A 21,631-nucleotide genomic window follows, 5' to 3' on the forward strand; every position below is an offset into this window, starting at 1 on the left:
GCGCTGCGCACCGCTGAACGCGGGAGAAAGAAACGGAGCCTAAGGGCTCCGTTTATCGTTATAGAAGGGCTCCGTTTGTCGTATCAGTGAGGGCGGCGGCGGGCGCGGACTTCGCTCACGCCGGTAAAGGGATCGGCCGGTGCCTCCTCCTGCTCATCGCGCCAGGCGCCGTTGCTGCGCTGGCGCAGCGCATCGCGGACGTCGTGCAGGGTGTTGATCATCTCTTCATAGTGCTGTGCGGCATGCAGGGTGTCGGGTGAGACGCCGTTGCCGCTGGCGCCGTGCAGGCAGCCCATCAGGATCAGGGCTGACAGCAGCGGCAACAGATGTGCGTGCAGTCGTGTAAACAAAGCAAACTCTCCCGGTTAAAAACATGCGTTGTCTTTGTATCTCAGCCACGGCGGGGCGTGAACCCCATATTCATATCGTGAGAGAGATGGGAGAGCTTTGTTACGGCACGAAACATCTGCGTCGGTAACTGTCAGTTGAGGGTAAGGTTACCCACGCCGTCCCGGGACAGATGTGGTGCGATGGCGCGCACGTCCGTACCGGTCGGCGTCTGGTGGATCCGCAGGCCAAACTGCTCGATGACGGCAAAGGTGTGATCGAAGATATCGGCTTGGATACCCTCGTACTCGGCCCAGATCACGGTATTGGTGAAGGCGTAGATCTCAATCGGCAGACCATCGGAGGTTGGCGCCAGCTGACGCACCATCAGGGTCATGTCCTTGCGGATACGGGGGTGCTGCAGCAAATAAGCCTGCAGATAGGCGCGCAGGGTACCCAGATTGGTCATACGCCGACCGTTGAGCGGCGACGCCAAATCGATATGCTGCTGCTGGTTATCGTTGGCAATCTCCAGGCTCTTGTCATGCAGATAGGGCTGTAGCAGCGCACTGCGGCGCAGTCGGGCCAGATCGTCATCGTTGAGAAAGCGAATGCTGGTGGTATCGATATTCAGGCTGCGCTTGATGCGGCGTCCTCCCGACTCCGACATACCACGCCAGTTTTTAAACGAGTCGGACACCAGGGCATAGGTGGGGATGGTGGTGATGGTATTGTCCCAGTTACGCACCTTAACGGTGGTCAGACCGATGTCGGTGACTGCTCCGTCGGCACCGTACTTGGGCATCTCCAGCCAGTCGCCGAGGTGCAGCATATTGTTGGCCGACAACTGGATCCCGGCGACCAGCCCGAGGATCGGATCTTTAAATACCAGCATCAATACCGCCGCCATGGCGCCGAGGCCGCTGATCAGCAGGATCGGCGACTGTCCCATCAGCAGCGAAATCATCAGAATGCCGATAAGGATCGCCGCCAGCAGCTTGGTGCCCTGAAAGATGCCGCGCAGCGGCAGCTGTGTGGCGACGGAGAGCTGGTGGGAGAGATCCAGCAGGATATCCAGCAGGGAGAACAGGGAGAGCAGGGCGAACAGCAGGATCCACAGCTGGGCGGCGACGATCAGCGCATAGCCGGCGTCCGTGCCGGGGTGCAGCCAGAATACGGCCTGAATATTGACGATGATCCCTTGAAACATTGAGGCCAGGCGGTGGAAAAGCTTATGCTGGGTCAGCGCCTTAATCCACATATTTTCACTCTGCAGACCGCGTGCCTGCAGGCGGGTGAGCAACAGACGGTGCAGCAGCAGGTGAATGATCGCTGCCGTCAGAATAATCAGTCCCAGAACAATCACCAGTGAGGTCACATGGGTGAACTCAAAACCGAACTGCTCCAGCCAGCGCATTAATACTTTTTGCATCCAGGCTCCTTCATTTTTCTTGTGATGCATTGCGTGTGGTTACGGGCGCCACGGCGCCACTCCCCGGCGTCGATGCGCAGTGAGGGCAGGTGGCCTAATGATAGGCTAACGGCTGCAGGCGAGCAGTCAACCAGTTTTCTCTTTATTTGACACTGACTTACAAAAAAACAGGCGCAGTATTGTCTCATCCCCCGCACTCATCCCTCTAAAATAGCGCGACAGGGGAGGCGCGGCCATGCCGGGCAGTGTCATGATCGTGGTATCTTGCTGAAAGAGGGATGAGAATCATGTTTAATGCCTGGCACCTGCCGGCCGCGCCCTACGTACGTCGCCGCGGAGACGATCTGGTGGTGACGCTGCTGTTGGCGGGGGAGGATCTGCCGCAGCGGGTGCTGCTGCGCTGTGAACCGGATAATGAAGAGTGGCTGTTGCCGATGCGCCGTCACCGGCACCGCGCAGGCGTGTGCTATCGGGCCCGTCTCTCGCTGCGGGAGGGCGAGCCGCTGCGGCGCTACTGTTTTAAGCTGCTGTGGGACGATCGTCAGCGCTGGCTCACGCCTTTGGGACTGCAGGAGACGCCGCCGGGTCAGGAGGCGCAGTTCGCCGTCAGCGTACCGTCGCCCTATCCCGAGTGGGTTGCCGACCAGGTGTTTTACCAAATTTTTCCCGATCGCTTTGCCCGCAGCGCCGTGGCGGAAAACGCACCGCATCCGCGCTGGCGCGACTGGGTGACGCCGCTGGACGATACGGTGGATGCCAACACGTTCTATGGCGGCGATCTGGACGGCATCACCGCACGGCTGCCCTATCTGCAGGCACTGGGGATCACCGCGCTCTACCTGAATCCCATCTTCAGTGCGCCGAGCAACCATAAATATGATACCGCTGACTATTATCGGGTGGATGCGGGGCTGGGTGGCGATCAGGCGCTGATCCGGCTGCGTCAGGCCACCGCCCGGGTGGGTATCCGCCTGCTGCTGGACGGCGTATTCAATCATACCGGCGATACCCACCGCTGGTTCGATCGTCCGCGGTGCGGTGAGGATGGTGCCTGCCACCACCCCGCCTCGCCGCAGCGTGAACGCTACAGCTTTGACGCCGACGGACGGGCGCTGGGCTGGAAAGGTGAGCCTTCGCTGCCTAAGCTGGACTATGCCAGCGTGCGGGTGATCGACAGTATCTATCGGGCGGATGACAGCGTGATACGCTATTGGCTGCGCCCGCCCTATGCCATTGATGGCTGGCGGCTGGATGTCATCCACATGCTGGGCGAGGGGGGAAGCGCCCGGGGTAATCTGCATCATCTGGCGGAGATGTACCGGGTGGTTAAGGCCGAAAATCCCCAGGCCTATGTGCTGGGCGAGCACTTTGGCGACGCGCGCCGCTGGCTGCAGGCCGGGGTCGAGGACGGCGCCATGAACTATATGGGCTTTGCCCTGCCGCTGCGCGCGTTCCTCGCCGGCGTGGATGTCGCCTGTCAGCCGATACGCCTGCGCGCAGAGGCATGTGCATCGTGGATGGAGTCATACCGCGCCGGGCTCAGTCAGACGCAGCAGCTGTGCCAGTTTAACCAGCTGGACAGTCACGATACCGCCCGTTTTATTACCCTGCTACGGGGAAACCGTCAGCGGATGATGCTGGCATTGACCTGGCTGTTTACCTGGATAGGGGTTCCCTGCCTGTACTATGGCGACGAGATTGGCCTGGCAGGGGAGAACGATCCCTATTGCCGGGCGCCGTTTCCCTGGGAAACGGCACAGTGGGATGGTGTGCTGCACAGCCTGTGCCATCAGCTGGCGCAAATGCGTCGCCGATACGTCGCACTGCGCCGCGGCGCCTGTCAGGTCATCCATGCCGATGGCGAGACGCTGTTGTTTATCCGTCGCCTGGAACGGCAGTCGATTCTGGTGGCTATCCAGCGTACCGGCGAGGGCGAGGTGAGCCTGCCCTGCACGCCGCTGCTGCCGACGGGGGCATGGCGTGCACTGTGCGGCGCCGGGCGCCTGGCGGTCGGCGTGGAAACACTGACGCTGAGGCTTCCCGCCGAGAGCGCCAGCGTGTGGGCGCTGAATGGGTGAGCAGGCATAAAAAAAGCGACCCGTGGGTCGCTTTTTTGTGCAGGATAAACGATTACAGTTTATCGGCGTTTTCAGTCAGGTATGTGGCAACGCCGTCCGGAGAGGCGCCCATACCAGCCTTGCCCTTTTCCCACTGGGCCGGGCAGACATCACCGTGCTCTTCGTGGAACTGCATGGCGTCGACCATACGCAGCATTTCATCAATGTTACGACCCAGTGGCAGATCGTTGACCACCTGGTGACGTACGATACCATTTTTGTCGATCAGGAAAGAGCCGCGCAGCGCTACGCCCTCTTCCGGGTGTTCGATGCCGTAAGCGCGCATGATGTCGTGCTTAACGTCGGCAACCAGCGGGTACTGTACTTCGCCGATACCGCCCTTATCCACCGGGGTCTTGCGCCAGGCGTTGTGGACAAACTCAGAGTCCATGGAGACACCGACCACTTCAACACCGCGTGCTTTGAACTCGCTATAGCGGTGATCGAAGGCGATCAGTTCAGACGGACACACGAAGGTAAAATCCATCGGCCAGAAGAAAACCACGGTCGGTTTACCCTGAGTGAACGCTTTAAGGTTGAATTTGTCAACGATTTCACCGTTACCCATCACGGCGGCAGCGGTAAAGTCGGGGGCTTGACGAGAAACCAGGACCATAATAACTCCCGTTAATAGTATTCAGTAGGTTATCGAATCTTTATCTGGCGCTAACTATACGAAGTTGTCGTTTGTAAATAAAGCGTGAAGCGCCAATCAATATGATAGTCAATGCCAATCAATTGTTACAGAAAATGACCAAAAATAGCCGTTATCGACGATAAGATGTCAAAACCATAGCGTAAAATACGATTTTAGCCACCCTTATATGTGCCCATATTGTTATGAAAATGCGCGTTTGGGAACATATTGCGCAGGCGCTACAGCGCCTTGGCACGCGCCTGGCGCATCATCTGTGGATAGAAGTGCCAGAACTGTGCCTCCAGACGATCGTAGTGACGCTCGATATCGCCGAATGAGCCGCTCAGCGCCGCCAGGCGGGGACGGCGCTGGGCCATGCCGCTGAGTACCCTGGCGATAAATGGCAGCTCGGCATAGCGCTGCAGCCAGCGCTCTTGCCACAGGTGTTGATTCAGCGTATGAAAGCGCGGCGGGGTCCCCTCGAGATGGGGCAGAATGGCGGTGCGGGCGTGGGCGATAAAGTCGGGCAGCGGCCGCTGCGGCTCCAGCGTTGACCAGTGGCGGGCCAGAAAATGGTCCCAGACGATATCCAGGGTAATTGGGGCGACCCGGCGATAGCCGTCGCCAAACCAGGCGCGGGCGGCGCGAACCTGCGGCAGGCTATCGGTCATGCTGTCGACGCGGCGGTGCATGCGGATTCCTGCGCAGACATCGGCATCATAATAGGGCTTTGGATCGCCGCGGACAAAGTCGGCCAGCAGGTTACCGAGCAGCGAGCTGTCTGCCAGCGCGGCCAGGTGAAGATGGGCGAGAAAATTCATCCGCTGAGTATACGGGAGCATGCGGCGCAGAGCCAGTGCCACCGCCGATGCGCCGGCGGCATGATCCTGTCCGCGTTGGGAGCGGCGTACTCCGTCGCCTTCGCATGCGGGAAAGCGCCTAATTTGCCGCCGGGCGGTATCTGCGGTTGCAGCCTCTCGTCGGCGGCTCTAGACTAAGCCGTTTTTCTTCTGCGTATTACCGTCAATCATATAGTGAAACCAAACCATGCGTGTGTCCGACTTTACCTTTGAACTGCCCGATGAACTGATTGCCCGCTATCCCCAGGAACAACGCAGCGGCTGCCGCCTGCTGTCGCTGGATGGCCCGACGGGCGCGCGGCAGCACGGGGTGTTCACGGATATTGTCGATAAGCTCAATCCGGGCGATCTGCTGGTGTTCAACAACACCCGGGTGATCCCGGCGCGCCTGTTTGGCCGCAAGGCCAGCGGTGGTAAGGTCGAGGTGCTGGTCGAACGCGTACTGGATCGCACCCGGGTTCTGGCGCACGTGCGGGCGTCCAAGGCGCCCAAGCCAGGTGCCGGACTGCTGCTGGGGGATAACGAGGATATCCGCGCCACCATGCTGGCCCGCCACGATGCCCTGTTTGAGCTGGGGTTTGACGATCCGCGCGATGTGCTGACCATCCTCAATGCAGCTGGACATATGCCGCTGCCACCCTATATCGATCGGCCGGATGAGGAGGCTGATCGCGAACTGTATCAGACCGTATACAGTTCACGTCCCGGCGCCGTGGCGGCGCCGACCGCGGGTCTGCACTTCGATCAGCCACTGCTGGACAGACTGCGCGACAAGGGGGTTGAGATGGCCTTTGTGACCCTGCACGTCGGCGCAGGCACCTTTCAGCCGGTGCGGGTTGAGAGCATTGAAGATCACGTGATGCACTCCGAATATGCCGAAGTCCCGCAGGAGGTTGTCGATGCCGTTCTGGCCTGTAAGGCGCGCGGTAACCGGGTGATCGCGGTCGGCACCACCTCTGTCCGCTCGCTGGAGAGCGCGGCGGCGGCCAATAAGCAGGCGCTTATTGCGCCCTTCTTTGACGATACGCAAATCTTTATCTATCCGGGCTATCACTATCAGGTGATTGATGCTCTGATTACCAACTTTCACCTGCCGGAGTCCACGCTGATCATGCTGGTCTCCGCGTTTGCCGGGTATCGTCACACGCTGGATGCCTATCGCGACGCCGTGGTACAGCAATACCGTTTCTTTAGCTACGGGGATGCCATGTATATTACCCGTAACCCGCAGGCCGAGCAGGAGCAGGTGGTCTCAGCCTGATTTTTATGCGGCCCGCCGACGCAAGCGGCGGGCTATTTTTCGCCCGACTACGGTGGCTAACGCCGTCGGGGGCCGGTTTCCCGCCGCGTCGGGTGCGCCGGTAGGGCATGACACCATCAGACTGTTTTTCTGATGACGGAGGTTTGAGTGAAGTACGAATTAGTCAGCACCGATGGACGCGCACGGCGCGGCCGCCTGATTTTTGAACGCGGCGTGGTTGAGACGCCGGCGTTTATGCCGGTGGGGACCTACGGCACGGTAAAAGGCATGACGCCGGAAGAGGTGGCCCAGACCGGTGCCCAGATCTTGCTGGGTAATACTTTTCACCTGTGGCTGCGCCCGGGTCAGGAGATCATGAAGCTGCACGGCGATCTGCATGATTTTATGCAGTGGCCGGGGCCGATCCTGACGGACTCCGGCGGTTTCCAGGTATTCAGCCTGGGTGCGATGCGTAAGATCAAGGAGGAGGGGGTCTACTTCCGCAATCCGATCAACGGCTCTCCGGTGTTCCTGAGCCCGGAGAAATCGATGGAGATCCAGTACGATTTGGGATCGGATATCGTGATGATCTTCGATGAGTGCACCCCCTATCCGGCGGACTGGGACTATGCCAAGCGTTCCATGGAGATGTCGCTGCGCTGGGCTAAACGCAGCCGTCAGCGTTTTGATGAGCTGGGTAACCAGAATGCGCTGTTCGGGATTATTCAGGGCAGCGTTTACGAAGATTTACGAGATGTATCATTAAAAGGGCTGGTAGAGATCGGCTTTGATGGTTACGCTGTGGGCGGCCTGGCAGTCGGTGAGCCCAAAGAGGATATGCACCGTATTCTGGAGCATGTCTGCCCGATGATCCCGCAGGATAAGCCGCGTTATCTGATGGGCGTCGGCAAGCCGGAGGATCTGGTGGAAGGGGTGCGTCGTGGTATCGATATGTTCGACTGCGTTATGCCGACGCGCAACGCGCGCAACGGCCATCTTTTCGTCACCGGTGGGGTGGTAAAAATTCGCAATGCGCAATACAAAGAGGATACCACTGCGCTGGATCCCGAGTGCGATTGTTACACCTGTCGCAATTATAGCCGTGCCTATTTGCATCATCTCGACCGTTGTAACGAAATTCTGGGTGCCCGTTTAAACACCATCCACAACCTGCGTTACTATCAGCGTTTGATGGCGGCTTTACGCCAGGCTATCGAGGAAGGTAAATTAGAGCGCTTTGCGGCTGATTTTTATGGTCGCAGAGGTCGTACGGTTCCGCCACTGGGCGCAGCCGATGCCGCGTCCTGATCCCGCTATCGTGCGGTATTAAGGGCAGCAGCGTAGAAAAATTAGGCCGGTCGGGAAATGGATCCTGGCCGGTTTAATGCACTTAGTGTGCTTTGGCAGTGTGTTGTTGCTATCTATAGTAATTAATGAGGGATATTTCGATGAGTTTATTCATTTCTGACGCTGTTGCATCTGCAGGGGCTCCGGCGCAGGGCAGTCCGTACTCTCTGGTGATCATGCTGGTCGTATTCGGCCTGATTTTCTATTTTATGATCCTGCGCCCGCAGCAAAAACGCACCAAGGAACATAAAAAACTGATGGACTCCATCAGCAAGGGTGATGAGGTTCTGACCAACGGTGGCCTGATTGGCCGTGTGGCTAAAGTGGCCGACACCGGCTATATCACCATTGCGCTCAATGACACTACCGAAGTGATCATCAAACGCGATTTCGTGACCGCTGTCCTGCCGAAAGGTACGATGAAAGCGCTGTAATTTTCGATTTTCCCTAAGGGAACTGCCGTGTTAAACCGTTATCCTTTGTGGAAGTACATCATGCTGATCGTGGCGCTGGTCATCGGTCTGCTGTATGCGCTCCCTAACCTTTATGGCGAGGATCCGGCTGTTCAAATCACTGGCGCGCGCGGTGTCGCCGCCAGTGAGTCAACACTGGTCCAAGTCCGTGATGTGCTTGAAAAACAGCATATCCCCAGCAAATCCATTGCGCTGGAAAATGGTGCCATTCTGGCACGCTTTACTGATACCGACATTCAGCTGCGGGCGCGCGAAGCGCTGGTCGATACGCTGGGTGACAAATATGTCGTCGCACTCAACCTGGCGCCTGCTACCCCGAAATGGCTGGCGATGGTCGGCGCCGAGCCGATGAAGCTGGGCCTTGATCTGCGCGGTGGCGTGCATTTCCTGATGCAGGTGGACATGGATACTGCGCTGAGCAAGCTGCAGGAACAGACCATGGATACCCTGCGCAGCGATCTGCGTGACAAAGGCATTCCTTACTCTACCATCCGTAAACTGCCCGATCCCGCCAGCGGAGGCGTGGAGATCAACTTCCGTGACGCCGCCGCCCGCGATGCGGCCAGCGATTACCTCTCTCCGCGCCACCGGGATCTGGTCTTCAGTAACGTGGGTGACACGATGCTGAAGGCGGTGATGACGGACGATCGTCTGCGTGAGGCCCGTGAGTATGCGGTACAGCAGAACATTAATATCCTGCGTAACCGTGTGAACCAACTGGGTGTTGCCGAACCGCTGGTACAGCGTCAGGGCGCCGATCGTATCGTGGTTGAGCTGCCGGGTATCCAGGACACGGCGCGTGCTAAAGAGATTCTGGGTGCGACCGCGACGCTGGAGTTCCGTCTGGTCAACAGCAACGTGGATGCGCAGGCCGCCGCCAGCGGTCGCGTACCGGGTGACTCTGAGGTCAAATATACCCGTGACGGTCGTCCGGTGGTGCTCTACAAGCGGGTGATCCTGACCGGTGACCACATCACTGATTCCACCTCCAGCCAGGATGAGTTTAACCGTCCGCAGGTTAACATCTCCCTCGACAGCGCCGGTGGCAGCGCCATGTCCAACTTCACCAAGGACAATATCGGCAAGCCGATGGCGACCCTGTTTGTGGAATATAAGGACAGCGGCAAGAAAGACGCCAGCGGCAAGCCGATCCTGGAGAAGCAGGAAGAGGTGATCAACGTGGCGACGATCCAGTCGCGCCTGGGTAACAGCTTCCGGATTACCGGTATCGATAACCCGGCTGAGGCCCGTCAGCTCTCCCTGCTGCTGCGCGCCGGTGCGCTGATCGCACCGATCCAGATCGTGGAGGAGCGGACCATCGGCCCAACCCTGGGAATGCAGAACATTGAGCAGGGGCTGGAAGCCTGCCTGTGGGGGCTTATCGCATCGATCATCTTTATGGTGGTGTTCTACAAGAAATTCGGTCTGATCGCGACCACCGCACTGCTGGCTAACCTGGTGATGATCGTCGGGATTATGTCGCTGTTGCCGGGGGCCACACTGACCATGCCGGGTATTGCGGGGATCGTGCTAACCCTTGCGGTAGCGGTTGACGCCAACGTACTGATAAATGAGCGTATCAAGGAGGAGCTGCGCAACGGGCGGACCGTTCAGCAGGCGATCCATGAGGGGTATAAAGGCGCGTTTTCCAGTATTATCGATGCCAACGTGACCACGCTGATTACCGCAGTGATCCTGTACGCCGTGGGCACCGGCTCCATCAAGGGCTTTGCCATCACCACCGCTATCGGTGTGGCAACCTCGATGTTTACCGCCATTGTCGGTACCCGCGCCATTGTCAACCTGCTGTACGGCGGCAAGCGCATCAACAAGCTGTCTATCTGAGGGGTTAGGGAATGGCACAAGAATATACCGTTGAACAACTTAACCATGGGCGTAAAGTCATCGACTTTATGCGCTGGGATTACGTTGCTTTTACGCTTTCCGGGCTGTTGTTGCTGGCCTCCTGTCTGGTGATGTACGTGAAGGGCTTCAACTGGGGTCTGGACTTCACCGGCGGGACGGTGATTGAGCTGACGGTGGAAAAGGCACCGGATCTCAACGCGATGCGTGCCTCTCTGGTGAAGTCAGGCTTTGACGAGCCGGTGGTGCAGAACTTCGGCAGCAGCCGCGACATCATGATCCGCATGGCGCCGATTAGTGGCAATGAGGGGCAGGAGCTGGGTAACCGGATCGTGGCGGTGGTTGAGCAGGTCATCGATGGCAATGCTTCCGTTAAGCGTATTGAGTTCGTCGGTCCGAGCGTGGGCAGCGATCTGGCACAGGCCGGCGGCATGGCGCTGCTGGTGGCGCTGATCAGTATCCTGATCTATGTCGGCTTCCGCTTCGAGTGGCGTCTGGCCCTCGGTGCGGTGCTGGCGCTGGCGCACGACGTGGTGATCACGCTCGGGGTGCTGTCGTTGTTCCATATCGAGATCGATCTGACCATCGTGGCGTCGCTGATGTCGGTTATCGGCTACTCGCTTAACGACAGTATCGTGGTCTCTGACCGTATCCGCGAAAACTTCCGTAAGATCCGCCGCGGTACGCCGTATGAGATCGTGAACGTTTCGCTGACGCAGACCCTGAGCCGTACCATCATGACCTCCGCCACCACGCTGGTGGTGGTGCTGTGTCTGTACATCTTTGGCGGCGCGATGCTGAAAGGCTTCTCGCTGACCATGCTGATCGGGGTCTCTATCGGTACCGTGTCGTCTATCTATGTCGCCTCGGCACTGGCGTTGAAGCTGGGTATGAAGCGTGAGCACATGCTGCAGCAGAAAGTGGAGAAAGAGGGCGCCGATCAGCCTTCGCTGCTGCCATAAGCGATGCGCATGGCTGCCTGGGCGGCCAGCGCAGAGGGAATAATCCGCCATTACAGTCCGTAATGGCGGATTTTTTTATACAGCGTACCGCGAGAGATCCCCAGCACCTGGGCGATGCGGGTCTTATTAGCGCGGTAGCGCTGCATCAGGGCCCATATTTGGCGCCGCTCCCAGGCGGCATAGCTATCTGCCTGTCCGTCTGCAGGCGGTGTATCCGGCAGGTCAAGGTCAGGGGGAAGATCAGCGCAGCGTAGGATATTGCCATCCGCAAAGTTAATTCCCCACTCAATAACATTGCGCAACTGACGGATATTGCCCGGCCACTGGCTGGCACAGAGGCGGGCCATGGCCTCCGCCTCGATGGCGGTCATGCGGCTGCCCCCCAGCGAGGTCAGAAAAAAGTGGGCCAGCAGCGGGATATCCTGCGGGCGCTGGCGCAGTGGCGGCAGCGTGATGGGAATGACATTCAGCCGGTAATAGAGATCCTGGCGGAAGGTGTGTTCCCGTACCATCTGTGCCAGATCACGGTTGGTTGCAGTGATGATGCGGACATCGATGGGTATCCCCCGGGTATCGCCCAGACGTACCACTGTGCGCTCCTCCAGTACCCGCAGCAGAATGGCCTGGGCATCCAATGGCAGCTCCCCGACCTCATCCAGCAGGAGTGTCCCGCCATGGGCGGATTCGAAGACACCGCTGGCACCCCCGCGCCGTGCGCCGGTAAAGGCTCCATCGCGGTAACCGAAGAGCTCACTGCTGATGAGCCCTGCCGGTATGGCGCTGCAGTTAATGGCAATAAAGGGGTGCCCTGCGCGTGGGCTGTGGCGGTGAATGGCCCGGGCAAACAGCTCCTTACCTGTGCCGCTTTCACCGTTCAGCATGATGGAACTGTTACCTCCCGCCACACGCAGCATGATATCCCGGGCACGCAAGAAGGCAGGAGACTGTCCTATCAGTCCATCCTGTATCGCCGGGGTGTCCGGGGATAAGGTGTGCCGCACCGGAGAAAGACGGCGCCGAAAGTGGTGCATCATCAGTAAAAATACCGGGGAGTACAGATGCGCCGGCAACAGAATGCACAGAATATAGGCCCCGCCTTGGGAAGGCGTATGCAGCCAGGCATAACTGGCCCAGTCCCGCAGGCAGGCAAGATGATGCTCTTCCGGGCTGAGCCAGGCAACCGGATGACCGGGAACCACCCGGGCGGCTGCGGTGGCTGCGGTGGTTTCCGGCAGCCATGCTCCGGGCTGAAAGTCGATGCCTACCGTATGAAGCAGGTGTAAATCAGGGCACATAATCGCGATGCCGGCTCCCATGGCGCTCATCTGCGCCAGCCATTCGCGCAGCAGGCTATCGGTCAGCAACGACGACAGAGCCGTCGCATTTTTACAGGAGCTGAATGCGTGGTCGGTGGTGGTATCAGGCATGGGGTCTGCTCCAGGAAATTATCCTAGGCAGCAGAGTAGCAAAGGCATTGTGGGGAGCAGTAGTGCTTTTTGGCTGCTTTATGATCGCCGCTACGCAGAGGGCGATCATAAATTTTGCAATAAAATATAATGTATTGAATGCATTCTTGCGGTCTATTCAATCACGGAGTCCGCTGCCGCTTTTGCAGCCATAGCATACCGGCAATGCTGATCAGGGCGATAATGATGATGGCGTAGTAGGCCTGGGCGTAGGAGCCGGATCGTTCGTAGGCCTGCGCCGCAATGCGTGGAAAAATCAGGCTGCCGCTCGCCGGTCCCAGCAGGTACAGAATGCCGTAGTTGACGCCCAGATGCTTACTGCCCCACAGCTCGGAGATCATGGCCGGATAGACGGCGTAGGAGCCGCCCCAGCACAGGGCAAAGGTGGCGCAGCCGCCCATGAAGAGCAGCCAGGTATCGGCGCGCATCAGCGCCAGGGCGCCGAGGCAGTAGAGGGCAAAGATGGCAGCCTGACAGGTAAACCGGCCGAAGCGGTCAGAGAGCGCCCCCCATAGCAGGCGCCCGGCCAGATTGAAAAAGGCGAAGACGGTGACCGTTGAGGCGGCATCGGTCACGTCCCACCCCAGCTGATTGACTGCGATAGCGACTGAGTGGCCCACCATCACCGCGCCGGAACCGACGGCCAGGCTAAAGGTAGGGAACACTACGTAGAACGCTGGGTCGCGTACCATTCCCCGGGGAGGAATCTCGGGAGCGCTGAGAGGGACAGGGGTATTCTCTCGCCCTCTCCCCGACGGTTGATAGCCGACGGGAGGCGCGGAGAGAAACAGCGCCAGCAGTACCATGGTCAGCAGGAAGATCAGGGCCGACAGCGCATAGAATGCGGTGGGGTGGCTCGGGTCGAAGTAGGCCATGGCGATTGGCTTCCAGAGGAAGGGGCCCAGCGATGCAAAGGCGACGATCGTACCACCGGCCAGCCCCTTTTTATCCGGAAACCAGCGTACTACGTTGACCACGCAATTGGTGTAGATAAAGCCATCGGCAATTCCTGCCAGGATCCCTGCGGTGAGATACAGGTGCCACATCTGGGTTGCGAAGGAGGCCAGATACCAGGCCAGTGCCCACAGCGCGCAGCCAGCGCCGATGACGATACGCGGCCCGAACCTGTCCATCATGCGCCCGGCGAAGGGGGCCGTAAGGCCAATAAAGATCAGCAGCAGCGAATAGACCAGCACAACCTGGGATATGGTGGCACCAGGGATGTAGGCTAACAGCGGCTGCTGGAACAGACTCCAGATATTGATATAGGACACCTGGCACAGAATAACCCCTGAGGCCAGTAAAATAAGCCAGCGTTGCATAGCACCTCCCTGTCGGTGTGTCGTACGGTGGATCCAGTTAGGGAATGATCCGCTCTTGTTCTACGAGATAGGTCGAGACGGCCTGTAGGAAGCTGTGGGCATGGCGCTGCGCCCGTTGTCCGGCTTCTGATGCGAAATCGGCCTCTAGGGCCGCCAGGTCATCGAAGTAGAGTTCGACAATGCCGTCAATGGCGACCTCATCGTAGGCACAGGGACGTCCTGCGACGCAGCGCCCCAGGATCAGGCTTTGCTGATAGCCCCGTACCCCCTTAAAATTACGGACATAATCACCGTGTATATCCCACCACTCATGGCGGAACTGTTGGGGCGTCATCTCCGGGCGCCGCTGAATAAAAGAGATGCGTTTGAGCAGTGAGGGGATATTGCTTGGCATGGGGATAATGCTGTTTTTGAGCGTGATCAGGCGGATTGGTTGGTGGGCCGGGCCGATCTCACCCATTAGCGATTGCAGTGCCGGGGTGTCGTAAGCCTGCATCACTTGAAACAGATCATCGCACGCCATCTCCATAAAAAGATCGGCATCAATGGGGCAGCGTGGGAAGTCGACGCCGCGCTGCGCGGCGTCTATCACGCGGTGGCGAATCAGATGACGTAGCTTAGGAAGAGGCTGCACGGGGATCTCAAGGTTAAGATGATCGGGTGTTGACAGATGGCTGCTCGTGATCAATTCCCAGCAGGTAATCATTTTGTGTTCTCCAGAGGGAGGCTGTCTAAGATAGATGCGGTTTCGACGAGGAAGGTGGTCATGGTGGCGATAAAGGTCTGTCCATGGGCGGCGGTCAACGCATAGGCAGGTGAGGCAAAACTGGCTTCCAGACTGGCCAGATCGGCAAACCAAAATTCAACAATCCCGTCATAGGGGTAGCCGTCATAAGGAACGGATACGCCATCCATCAGGCGATCCAGAATGATGTTCTGGTTATAGCCGACCACGCCGGGCATCTGTTTGACCATTTCTGCATGGGGGCCAAACCATTCTTTTTGAAAGGTTTCGGCGCTTATTCCCGTCTTGCGGCGCAGAAAGGTGATGCGTTTGAGCAAGGGGGGGGTGGGATGTCCGTCAGGCAGGGGGATGACCTCGCGTTTGAGTAAAATCAGCACCGGGCAGAATTGCGTAAACAGCGCCAGATCGCCCTGGGCGGCATCTGCTTGTGAGGTGATTCCGCGCTGCATGGCATATAAATCGTCAAACCACAGTTCGGAAAAACCGTCGGCTTTTAGCGTTTCATGCTCGTCATGGGCGAATTGGATACCGTGTTGGCGGTAATCGACGACCCGGTTTTGCTGATAGCGGCGGATCCCCGTCATGGCGCAGACGATTGGGGCGTGTACCTCACGCCAGTGGTGAAGAAACTGTTCATGGCTGAGATCCTGCCGCCGCGAAACGATCCCCATGCGTGTAATCATGATGCGATCTCCATCGTTGAGGGTCAGTGGGTGGTATAGCCGCTGTCAACGATGTAGCTATCACCGTGGACATAGGCAGCGTGATCCGAGGCGAGAAACAGCATCACGGCGGTGATCTCCTCCGGATGGGCAAAGCGGCCAACGCTGTACTTTTGCAGCATGCGCTGGTACTTCTCGGGGTTGCTGCGCGTGGCTTCGGTCAGCGGCGTAATGGCAGAGCCGGGACATACGGCATTGACCCGAATGCCGTGGGGGGCCAGCTCCAGCGACATCAGGCGGGTCAGTTGCACGACGCCAGCTTTGCTGGGGCCATAGGCGGCGGAGTATGGCGTGGCGCGCAGAGCGCCTATCGACGCCGTGTTGACGATGGTGCCGCGGATCCCCAGGCGTATCATTTCGCGGGCTACCGCCTGCCCGACCCAAAAGCAGCCGTTCAGATTGACGTCGATAACCTTGCGCCATGCCGCCTCGGTGATCTCCATCAATGGGGTAAAAATACCGATGCCTGCGTGGTTAAACAAAATATCGATGCGACCGAAATGTGCGACCACGTCGCTGACCATGTGGATTACCGCCGCCCGATCGCTGACGTCGCAGGGGAAGGGAAAGGCGCGCTCGGGCAGGCTATCGCACAGCGCCTGCGTCGCCAGCGCATCGCTATCGGCGATGGCGATTCGGGCACCTTCGTCTGCCAGGCGGCGAACCAGGTTTTCCCCCAGCCCGCTGGCGCCACCGGTGACCAGTACAATCTTATCGTTAAAGCGTGTCATGAAATGACTCTCCTCAGCGTAGGGGGCTTATTGAACGCGGTAGCCGCCGTCGACGTAATAGATCGCGCCGTTGATAAAGCTGGCTTCATCGCTGGCCAGGAACAGCGCCACGGCGGCGATTTCGTCCGGCTCGCCATAGCGCTGATCCACCAGTTTGGACATGAACATGGCCCTGCGCTGCGGATTAGCGCGGCTTTGTGCAGTCATGTCGGTCCGCGTGGCGCCCGGACCAAAGGCATTAACACGAATACCATGCTGAGCCAGCTCCAGTGCCATGACCCGCGTTAACTGCATCACCGCGCCCTTGGATGCGGCATAGGCGGCGGTGGTGGGGGAGACCAGTTCACAGGCGATCGAGGCCGTATTGACGATGGCGCCACGGGTGCCACGCTCCACCATGGCGCGAGCGACGGCCTGGCCAAGCAGAAACATGCCCTTGACGTTGACGTTGAAGGTGGTTTCCCAGTTTTGCTCGCTCTCTTCTAAAAACAGGTTGTAACGGCAGATCCCAGCGTTGTTGAACAGCAGATCGATATGGCCGTAGCGCTCCAGCGTCAGTGCGATCAGCTGTGCGACGTCCTGCTGACGACTGACGTCCGTTGGAACGGTGAGCACCCTTTCTCCCAGCGTTGCCTGTGCGGCAGCGAGTGCCTCTGCTGGCTGCCAGTCGGCGATCACCACCGCCTCGGCGCCCTCCTGTAGCAAGCCGCAGACGATCGCTTTGCCAATGCCCTGTGCGCCGCCGGAGACAATGGCGACCTTCCCTGCAAAACGCGACATAGCACACCTCCTGTGCGGTAAGCGCGGGGTTCCGGCGGCGCGTCTGCGCCGCTGCGGAGCCCGCCATACACGGTAAGCAAGGTCTGTACCAGCCGGACTATGTTGTGAGGGGCCGCCGACGGCGGCGATAGCGCGAAAGAAGGGGGGCGGGCTTTTGTGCTGCATGTCTAAAAGCGTCCATATTCGTCGATCATCTACTGGTCAAAACGCGACGCTTGGAGGTTCGTGCTGACGACGGGTACGGCGGTGGTCAGCGGGGCCGACGCTCAGGAGAGGGCGGCCCCGCTGGCGTGGCGTATATATTGCATTCGTCTTAGCGCTGTCCGTGCGGGGTGGCACTCATATCGCCCGCTGTTTACCGTAAGGGGAATTCCATGGCCGAATACTCACACCTGCTCTCACCGCTGGCGCTGACGCCGACGCTGTCGCTGAAAAACCGCATCATGAAGTCACCGCAGTCCACCATGTACTGGGGAGAGGAGTATGCGATGAGCGATCGGGTGGTTGATTTTTATGAAAGTATTGCCCAGGGCGGCGCGGGGATGATCGTGATCGCCGGGATCCTGTGGTATCCGGCCCACCCCGGAGGGGTCTATGGCGCGCTGTTTGACGATCGGTATATCGCCGGGATGAGGCGGCTGGTGGAGACCCTGCACCGCCACGACTGCGTGGTGTTTTGTCAGTTTCACCACACCGGCCCTTCGGCTCCCAGCGATGAGCACGGTGGGCGCCCCTTTGGCTCCTCCACGCTGGAACAGGCAGAGTTGTCCTCACCCACTCCCTATCTGCACGCCACCCGTGGCGTCACCCGAGAGGAGATCGCCCTGCATCGCGAGCGCTACATTGAGGCGGCGGTACGCGCCTACCAGGCGGGGTTCGACGGGGTGGAGGTGCACGGTGCCCACGGCTATTTTCTGCAGAGTTTTTTGAGTCGGGTGTGGAACCGGCGCGAGGACGAGTATGGCTGCCAGAGCATTGAAAACCGCACCCGCCTGATGGTGGAGATCATTCGGGGTATCAAGGCCAGACTGGGGGAGGATTTCCCGGTCGGCGTGCGCATCAACGGCGAGGAGTTTATGGCGCAGGGTGCGATGACGCTGGAGGAGTCGATCCAGATTGCCCAGGCGCTGGAGCAGGCTGGAGCCTGCTATATCAGCGTCAGCGGCTATGGATTTGGTCCGCTGCCGATGACCTATGTACCGGACTATTTTCCCTATCCTGAGCCGGAGCCGGCGATGTGCCCCTATATGGATCGTTATCGCCAAGAGGGTGTCTATGCCTGGGGAGCTGCCGCGATCAAACCCCACGTACAGATCCCGGTGGTGGCGGTAGGGCGGATGGATGAACAGCGCGGGGAGCGTCTGCTGCAAGAGGGTAAGGCGGATATTATCGCCTATGGCCGTATGCTGTGGGCCGATCCGGCCTTTCCCAATAAGCTGCGGGAGGGGCGGCCTCTCGATATCGTGCGCTGTAACCGCTGTGCCACCTGTGAGGATCCGCCGCGCGCCGCGCGCCGCTGTCGGGTGAATCCGGCATTGGGCCGCGAGCGGGCGCTGGCGATCTACCCCGCAGTGCAGGCCAGACGTATTCTGGTGATCGGTGCAGGCCCGGCTGGGATGGAGGCCGCGCGGGTGGCCGCGCTGCGTGGCCATAGGGTGACGCTGTGCGATGCGGCACCGCGTCTGGGGGGACGGCTGTGGCTGGCCTCGATGATCAAGGGGTCCGCGGTGGAGAATGTGCGCCCGTTGGTGGATTACCTGATCCATCAGGTGCGTAGCATATCCGGGATTGAGATCTGCCTGAATCGAACGATGAACGCCGAAGAGGTCATGACGCTGCAGCCGGATGCCGTGGTGGTGGCGACCGGGGGTAACTATGCGCTGCCGGACATTCCCGGGATCCAGCGCTGGAATGTCCGGGGGGTCAAGTCATTGTCGCGTCTGGCGGCCTGGCCGCTGCGCGTGTTTGGGCCGGATCTGCTTAATCGGCTGAGCCGGATTGCGCTGCCGCTGGGATCGCGTATTGTGATTCTGGGCGGGCAGATCGAGGGTATCCAAGGGGCTATCTTTCTTGCCAAGCGCGGCAAGCGGGTTACCGTGCTGGAGCCTTCGGTGCAGCTGGGCGAGGGAATACCGCCCCGCTATCGGGAGCGGGCGCTGGCCTGGCTGCAGCAGCACCCGCGGGTCACTCTGCATACCGGCGTATGCTGGCAGCGTATTGAGCGGGATGGTGCCCACTTCCTGACGGCGGAGGGGGAGGATCGGTGTGAGCCCTGTCATTCGGTGCTGGTGCTGACCCGGCAGAGCCCGGCGACCGAACTGGCCGATGTCCTGCGCGTGCGCGGGGCAGAGGTGCATGTGATAGGATCGGCCAACGGGGCGCAGCATAGCCTGATCGTCGATGCTATGGCGCAGGGACGGGAGGTCGGCGTCATGCTGTAGGGCGCAGTGATGCTAGGGAAAGCGCCCGCTTGGGGGGCGCAGTCGTGTCAGGTAGCGTTTACAGTATGCAGCCGGTACGGCGTCCATCCAGTAACGCGTGTTTCAGCAGACCGTTTTCTGCGCCCAGTGCGGAGCCGATCTGATGCAGCTCCGCGACGTGAGGCGCAAGGGAGGCTGCCAGCGTCTGATCCGGCAACTGGGGCATCAGCACCATTACCGTATCACAGGGTAATGTGTGGCGTTGTCCCAGTTTGTCACTCACGATGACCTGACGGCGCTGGATAGACAGAACGTGGGTTTCTGTCAGCAGGTTGACCCCTTTACGCTGTAGCCACGGCAGTAAACGTTGCAGATAGCGCTCTGGGATCCCGGCACCCACCTCGGCACCGGACTCTACCACGGTGACCGTGCGTCCCCGTTTACGCAGGAAGACGGCACCTTGTAACCCTTCTATCTGCCCACCGACCACTACCACCCGTCGTCCGACGGGGAGAAAGAGGCGAGTTAGACGCTCCAACAGGCGCGGACCGAACAGACGCAGGGGGAGTGCGGCGCGCTGGGCAAGCTGTTTGATGCCCAGTACGTGGGGCTGATCGATACCGGGAATGGTGGGCAGTGGGTACTCGCCGCTGCTGGCGATGACGATGGCATCGGGGCGTTCGTTCTGCACCAGTGCTGGGGTGACCTCGGTACCCAGGTGCAGGGTGACCGTAGATTTGGCCAACTGGGTACTGAGCCAATCGTAGATGGGCAGGACGTTTTCCACATCGCACCCTTTGATCATCGCTGCCAGACGGATCCGCCCACCGAGTACGGGGGCGCGATCGTACAGCGTGACCCGATGACCGCGTAGCGCCGCCACCCGCGCCGCCTCCATCCCAGCGGGGCCGGCCCCGATGATCATCACCTTTTTGGGCTGTGGTGCGGGCCGGATGGCCAGCTCACGCTCCCGGCCCAGTGAAGGGTTGACCCTGCAGATCCGCGGTTGGGTGACCGGATCCTCGCAGCTGGCGCAACGGGTGCAGCGCATGATGTCTTCAGGGTGTCCCTGTAGCACTTTGCGCGGGAAGTCGGGATCGGCCCACAGTGTGCGGCCGAGACCGATGAGATCCGCATCGCCGTCACGCAGAATACGCTCCGCCCGATCCTCATCCATCCTGCCCGCGGTGATCACCGGTACGCTCACCACCCGCCGTATATGGCGCGCCGAGTCACTCCACAGCCCCTTGTCGCGCCAGGCGGCCATATGGGGCTGCATAAAGTCATCAGGCTCCGGATAGGGGAAATAGTCGGGACAATAGCGGAACGGGGCACTGCCATAGCCGTAACCGGCGACGTTGATGAACTGGGCGCCGGCCTGTTCCAGAGCTATGGCATTCTCCATGGCCTCCTCAATGGTGATGGCACCCTGCGCACCGTATTCGCGCCCATTGATGCGAACGCCCAACACAAACTCCGGTCGGCAGCGTTGGCGGGCAGCTTGCAGGATTTCCCGTACGATACGGGTGCGGTTTTCCACATTCTGGCAGCCATACTCATCATCACGCCGGTTCCATACCCGGCTGAGAAAGCTGTTTAGCAGATAGCCGTGGGCTGCGTGGATTTCCATACCGTCCAGCCCGCCCTGATCGGCACGGACACAGGCATCAACGATCTGCTGTTGTTTGTGGCGGATCTGAGCCAGCGTCATGCCCTGGCAGGGATTGGCCAGCGGCGGTTTCATCGGAATTTCGTCGACGGTGAGCGTTGAGGATGAGATAGGGGGCTCTCCCAGCCGCGGCCAGGCCGCCGGCCCGGAGTGGTGAAACTGGGCGAACAGCTTACAGCCATGGCGCTGGACACGCCCGGCCAGATGGCGCAGACCGGGAATAAACCGATCATCCCACAGGCCCAGATAGATCCCCGGGGTTTCCTCAATGGCGCAGCCGCCCAGAATGATGGCCGCCGCCCCGCCTCGGGCGATATTTTCGTACAGATCGGCAGCCCGGCTCTCTTCGGCCGTGCCATCCGGGTTCCACAGCCAGGTCGACTGACCGCTTTTTATTAAGCGGTTTTTTAACCTGCAGTGCGGGGTGAGTGTCAGGGGAGAGAAGATCAGGGGATAGCGCATGGCGGTCCTCCGGAAAGGCAGTGGGGGAAAATGGCCACGCTCCGGGAGCATTGCGC

Annotated in this window: 18 protein-coding genes; 7 read left to right on the plus strand and 11 right to left on the minus strand. The window is 59.8% G+C overall.

The window, feature by feature from the left end; genetic code table 11:
- Positions 1 to 83: 83 nt before the first annotated feature.
- Both EIEH_RS16215 and EIEH_RS16220 read right to left on the minus strand, forming a co-directional pair.
- Entirely contained in the window at positions 84 to 350 is a 267-nt protein-coding gene (locus EIEH_RS16215; protein WP_015870425.1) for a hypothetical protein, read from the minus strand.
- Positions 351 to 481: 131 nt separating this feature from the next.
- Positions 482 to 1,759, minus strand: coding sequence for a mechanosensitive ion channel family protein (locus EIEH_RS16220; RefSeq protein WP_015870426.1), 1,278 nt, complete (start codon positions 1,757 to 1,759; stop codon positions 482 to 484).
- A 287-nt stretch (positions 1,760 to 2,046) separates the two neighbouring features.
- On the opposite strand from EIEH_RS16220, the gene malZ reads away from it, so the two are divergent.
- Positions 2,047 to 3,837 carry a maltodextrin glucosidase gene (gene malZ / locus EIEH_RS16225; RefSeq protein WP_015870428.1) on the plus strand — a complete coding sequence of 597 codons (1,791 nt, stop codon included), beginning with the start codon at positions 2,047 to 2,049 and terminating at the stop codon, positions 3,835 to 3,837.
- A gap of 52 nt (positions 3,838 to 3,889) precedes the next feature.
- Here malZ and EIEH_RS16230 read toward each other — a convergent pair whose 3' ends face one another.
- Positions 3,890 to 4,492, minus strand: coding sequence for a peroxiredoxin C (locus EIEH_RS16230; RefSeq protein WP_015870429.1), 603 nt, complete (start codon positions 4,490 to 4,492; stop codon positions 3,890 to 3,892).
- A gap of 260 nt (positions 4,493 to 4,752) precedes the next feature.
- The gene (locus EIEH_RS16235; RefSeq protein WP_015870430.1) at positions 4,753 to 5,334 is read right to left on the minus strand and encodes an ACP phosphodiesterase; all 582 of its coding nucleotides are present in this window, start codon (positions 5,332 to 5,334) and stop codon (positions 4,753 to 4,755) included.
- Positions 5,335 to 5,560: 226 nt separating this feature from the next.
- Between EIEH_RS16235 and queA the strand changes: the two genes are divergently transcribed.
- The 5 genes from queA (at position 5,561) to secF (ending at position 11,258) form a co-directional block, all read left to right on the plus strand.
- Complete coding sequence (gene queA, locus EIEH_RS16240) at positions 5,561 to 6,634, plus strand: tRNA preQ1(34) S-adenosylmethionine ribosyltransferase-isomerase QueA (protein ID WP_015870431.1); 1,074 nt, start codon at positions 5,561 to 5,563, stop codon at positions 6,632 to 6,634.
- 147 nt (positions 6,635 to 6,781) lie between these two features.
- Positions 6,782 to 7,921, plus strand: a complete 1,140-nt coding sequence (gene tgt, locus EIEH_RS16245; RefSeq protein WP_015870432.1) for a tRNA guanosine(34) transglycosylase Tgt — start codon at positions 6,782 to 6,784, stop codon at positions 7,919 to 7,921.
- A gap of 140 nt (positions 7,922 to 8,061) precedes the next feature.
- Positions 8,062 to 8,394, plus strand: coding sequence for a preprotein translocase subunit YajC (gene yajC / locus EIEH_RS16250; protein ID WP_015870433.1), 333 nt, complete (start codon positions 8,062 to 8,064; stop codon positions 8,392 to 8,394).
- Between the two features lie 27 nt (positions 8,395 to 8,421).
- Complete coding sequence (secD, locus tag EIEH_RS16255) at positions 8,422 to 10,278, plus strand: protein translocase subunit SecD (protein WP_015870434.1); 1,857 nt, start codon at positions 8,422 to 8,424, stop codon at positions 10,276 to 10,278.
- 11 nt (positions 10,279 to 10,289) lie between these two features.
- On the plus strand, positions 10,290 to 11,258 hold the full coding sequence (secF, locus tag EIEH_RS16260) for a protein translocase subunit SecF (RefSeq protein ID WP_015870435.1): 969 nt from the start codon (positions 10,290 to 10,292) through the stop codon (positions 11,256 to 11,258).
- Between the two features lie 50 nt (positions 11,259 to 11,308).
- On the opposite strand, the gene EIEH_RS16265 is transcribed toward secF, so the two are convergent.
- From EIEH_RS16265 to EIEH_RS16290, 6 genes are all read right to left on the minus strand, one after another.
- Positions 11,309 to 12,685: a sigma-54 interaction domain-containing protein gene (locus tag EIEH_RS16265; RefSeq protein ID WP_015870436.1), complete on the minus strand. Its 1,377-nt coding sequence runs from the start codon at positions 12,683 to 12,685 to the stop codon at positions 11,309 to 11,311.
- Positions 12,686 to 12,846: 161 nt separating this feature from the next.
- The gene (locus EIEH_RS16270; RefSeq protein ID WP_015870437.1) at positions 12,847 to 14,046 is read right to left on the minus strand and encodes an OFA family MFS transporter; all 1,200 of its coding nucleotides are present in this window, start codon (positions 14,044 to 14,046) and stop codon (positions 12,847 to 12,849) included.
- A 37-nt stretch (positions 14,047 to 14,083) separates the two neighbouring features.
- Entirely contained in the window at positions 14,084 to 14,752 is a 669-nt protein-coding gene (locus tag EIEH_RS16275; RefSeq protein ID WP_035610365.1) for an EthD family reductase, read from the minus strand.
- Positions 14,749 to 15,474: an EthD domain-containing protein gene (locus EIEH_RS16280; RefSeq protein ID WP_015870440.1), complete on the minus strand. Its 726-nt coding sequence runs from the start codon at positions 15,472 to 15,474 to the stop codon at positions 14,749 to 14,751. Before EIEH_RS16280 ends, EIEH_RS16275 begins: the two co-directional genes overlap by 4 nt.
- A 23-nt stretch (positions 15,475 to 15,497) precedes the next feature.
- Positions 15,498 to 16,244, minus strand: coding sequence for an SDR family NAD(P)-dependent oxidoreductase (locus EIEH_RS16285; protein ID WP_015870441.1), 747 nt, complete (start codon positions 16,242 to 16,244; stop codon positions 15,498 to 15,500).
- A 27-nt stretch (positions 16,245 to 16,271) separates the two neighbouring features.
- Entirely contained in the window at positions 16,272 to 17,024 is a 753-nt protein-coding gene (locus tag EIEH_RS16290) for an SDR family NAD(P)-dependent oxidoreductase (protein WP_015870442.1), read from the minus strand.
- A gap of 374 nt (positions 17,025 to 17,398) precedes the next feature.
- Between EIEH_RS16290 and EIEH_RS16295 the strand changes: the two genes are divergently transcribed.
- Complete coding sequence (locus EIEH_RS16295; protein WP_015870443.1) at positions 17,399 to 19,465, plus strand: oxidoreductase; 2,067 nt, start codon at positions 17,399 to 17,401, stop codon at positions 19,463 to 19,465.
- Between the two features lie 58 nt (positions 19,466 to 19,523).
- On the opposite strand, the gene EIEH_RS16300 is transcribed toward EIEH_RS16295, so the two are convergent.
- Positions 19,524 to 21,575: an oxidoreductase gene (locus EIEH_RS16300; protein WP_015870444.1), complete on the minus strand. Its 2,052-nt coding sequence runs from the start codon at positions 21,573 to 21,575 to the stop codon at positions 19,524 to 19,526.
- Positions 21,576 to 21,631 lie beyond the last annotated feature (56 nt).

Origin of the sequence: Edwardsiella ictaluri ATCC 33202 (assembly GCF_000264785.1) — a bacterium.
GTDB lineage: Bacteria > Pseudomonadota > Gammaproteobacteria > Enterobacterales > Enterobacteriaceae > Edwardsiella > Edwardsiella ictaluri.

Excerpts from the sequence above, each read along its gene's own strand:
- queA (WP_015870431.1), top strand. The coding sequence starts at position 5,561 with ATGCGTGTGTCCGACTTTACCTTTGAACTGCCCGATGAACTGATTGCC.
- EIEH_RS16220 (WP_015870426.1), bottom strand. The coding sequence starts at position 1,759 with ATGCAAAAAGTATTAATGCGCTGGCTGGAGCAGTTCGGTTTTGAGTTC.
- EIEH_RS16285 (WP_015870441.1), bottom strand. The coding sequence starts at position 16,244 with ATGACACGCTTTAACGATAAGATTGTACTGGTCACCGGTGGCGCCAGC.
- malZ (WP_015870428.1), top strand. The coding sequence starts at position 2,047 with ATGTTTAATGCCTGGCACCTGCCGGCCGCGCCCTACGTACGTCGCCGC.
- EIEH_RS16230 (WP_015870429.1), bottom strand. The coding sequence starts at position 4,492 with ATGGTCCTGGTTTCTCGTCAAGCCCCCGACTTTACCGCTGCCGCCGTG.
- EIEH_RS16280 (WP_015870440.1), bottom strand. The coding sequence starts at position 15,474 with ATGATTACACGCATGGGGATCGTTTCGCGGCGGCAGGATCTCAGCCAT.
- yajC (WP_015870433.1), top strand. The coding sequence starts at position 8,062 with ATGAGTTTATTCATTTCTGACGCTGTTGCATCTGCAGGGGCTCCGGCG.
- secF (WP_015870435.1), top strand. The coding sequence starts at position 10,290 with ATGGCACAAGAATATACCGTTGAACAACTTAACCATGGGCGTAAAGTC.
- EIEH_RS16300 (WP_015870444.1), bottom strand. The coding sequence starts at position 21,575 with ATGCGCTATCCCCTGATCTTCTCTCCCCTGACACTCACCCCGCACTGC.
- EIEH_RS16290 (WP_015870442.1), bottom strand. The coding sequence starts at position 17,024 with ATGTCGCGTTTTGCAGGGAAGGTCGCCATTGTCTCCGGCGGCGCACAG.
- EIEH_RS16270 (WP_015870437.1), bottom strand. The coding sequence starts at position 14,046 with ATGCAACGCTGGCTTATTTTACTGGCCTCAGGGGTTATTCTGTGCCAG.
- EIEH_RS16295 (WP_015870443.1), top strand. The coding sequence starts at position 17,399 with ATGGCCGAATACTCACACCTGCTCTCACCGCTGGCGCTGACGCCGACG.
- EIEH_RS16275 (WP_035610365.1), bottom strand. The coding sequence starts at position 14,752 with ATGATTACCTGCTGGGAATTGATCACGAGCAGCCATCTGTCAACACCC.
- EIEH_RS16265 (WP_015870436.1), bottom strand. The coding sequence starts at position 12,685 with ATGCCTGATACCACCACCGACCACGCATTCAGCTCCTGTAAAAATGCG.
- EIEH_RS16235 (WP_015870430.1), bottom strand. The coding sequence starts at position 5,334 with ATGAATTTTCTCGCCCATCTTCACCTGGCCGCGCTGGCAGACAGCTCG.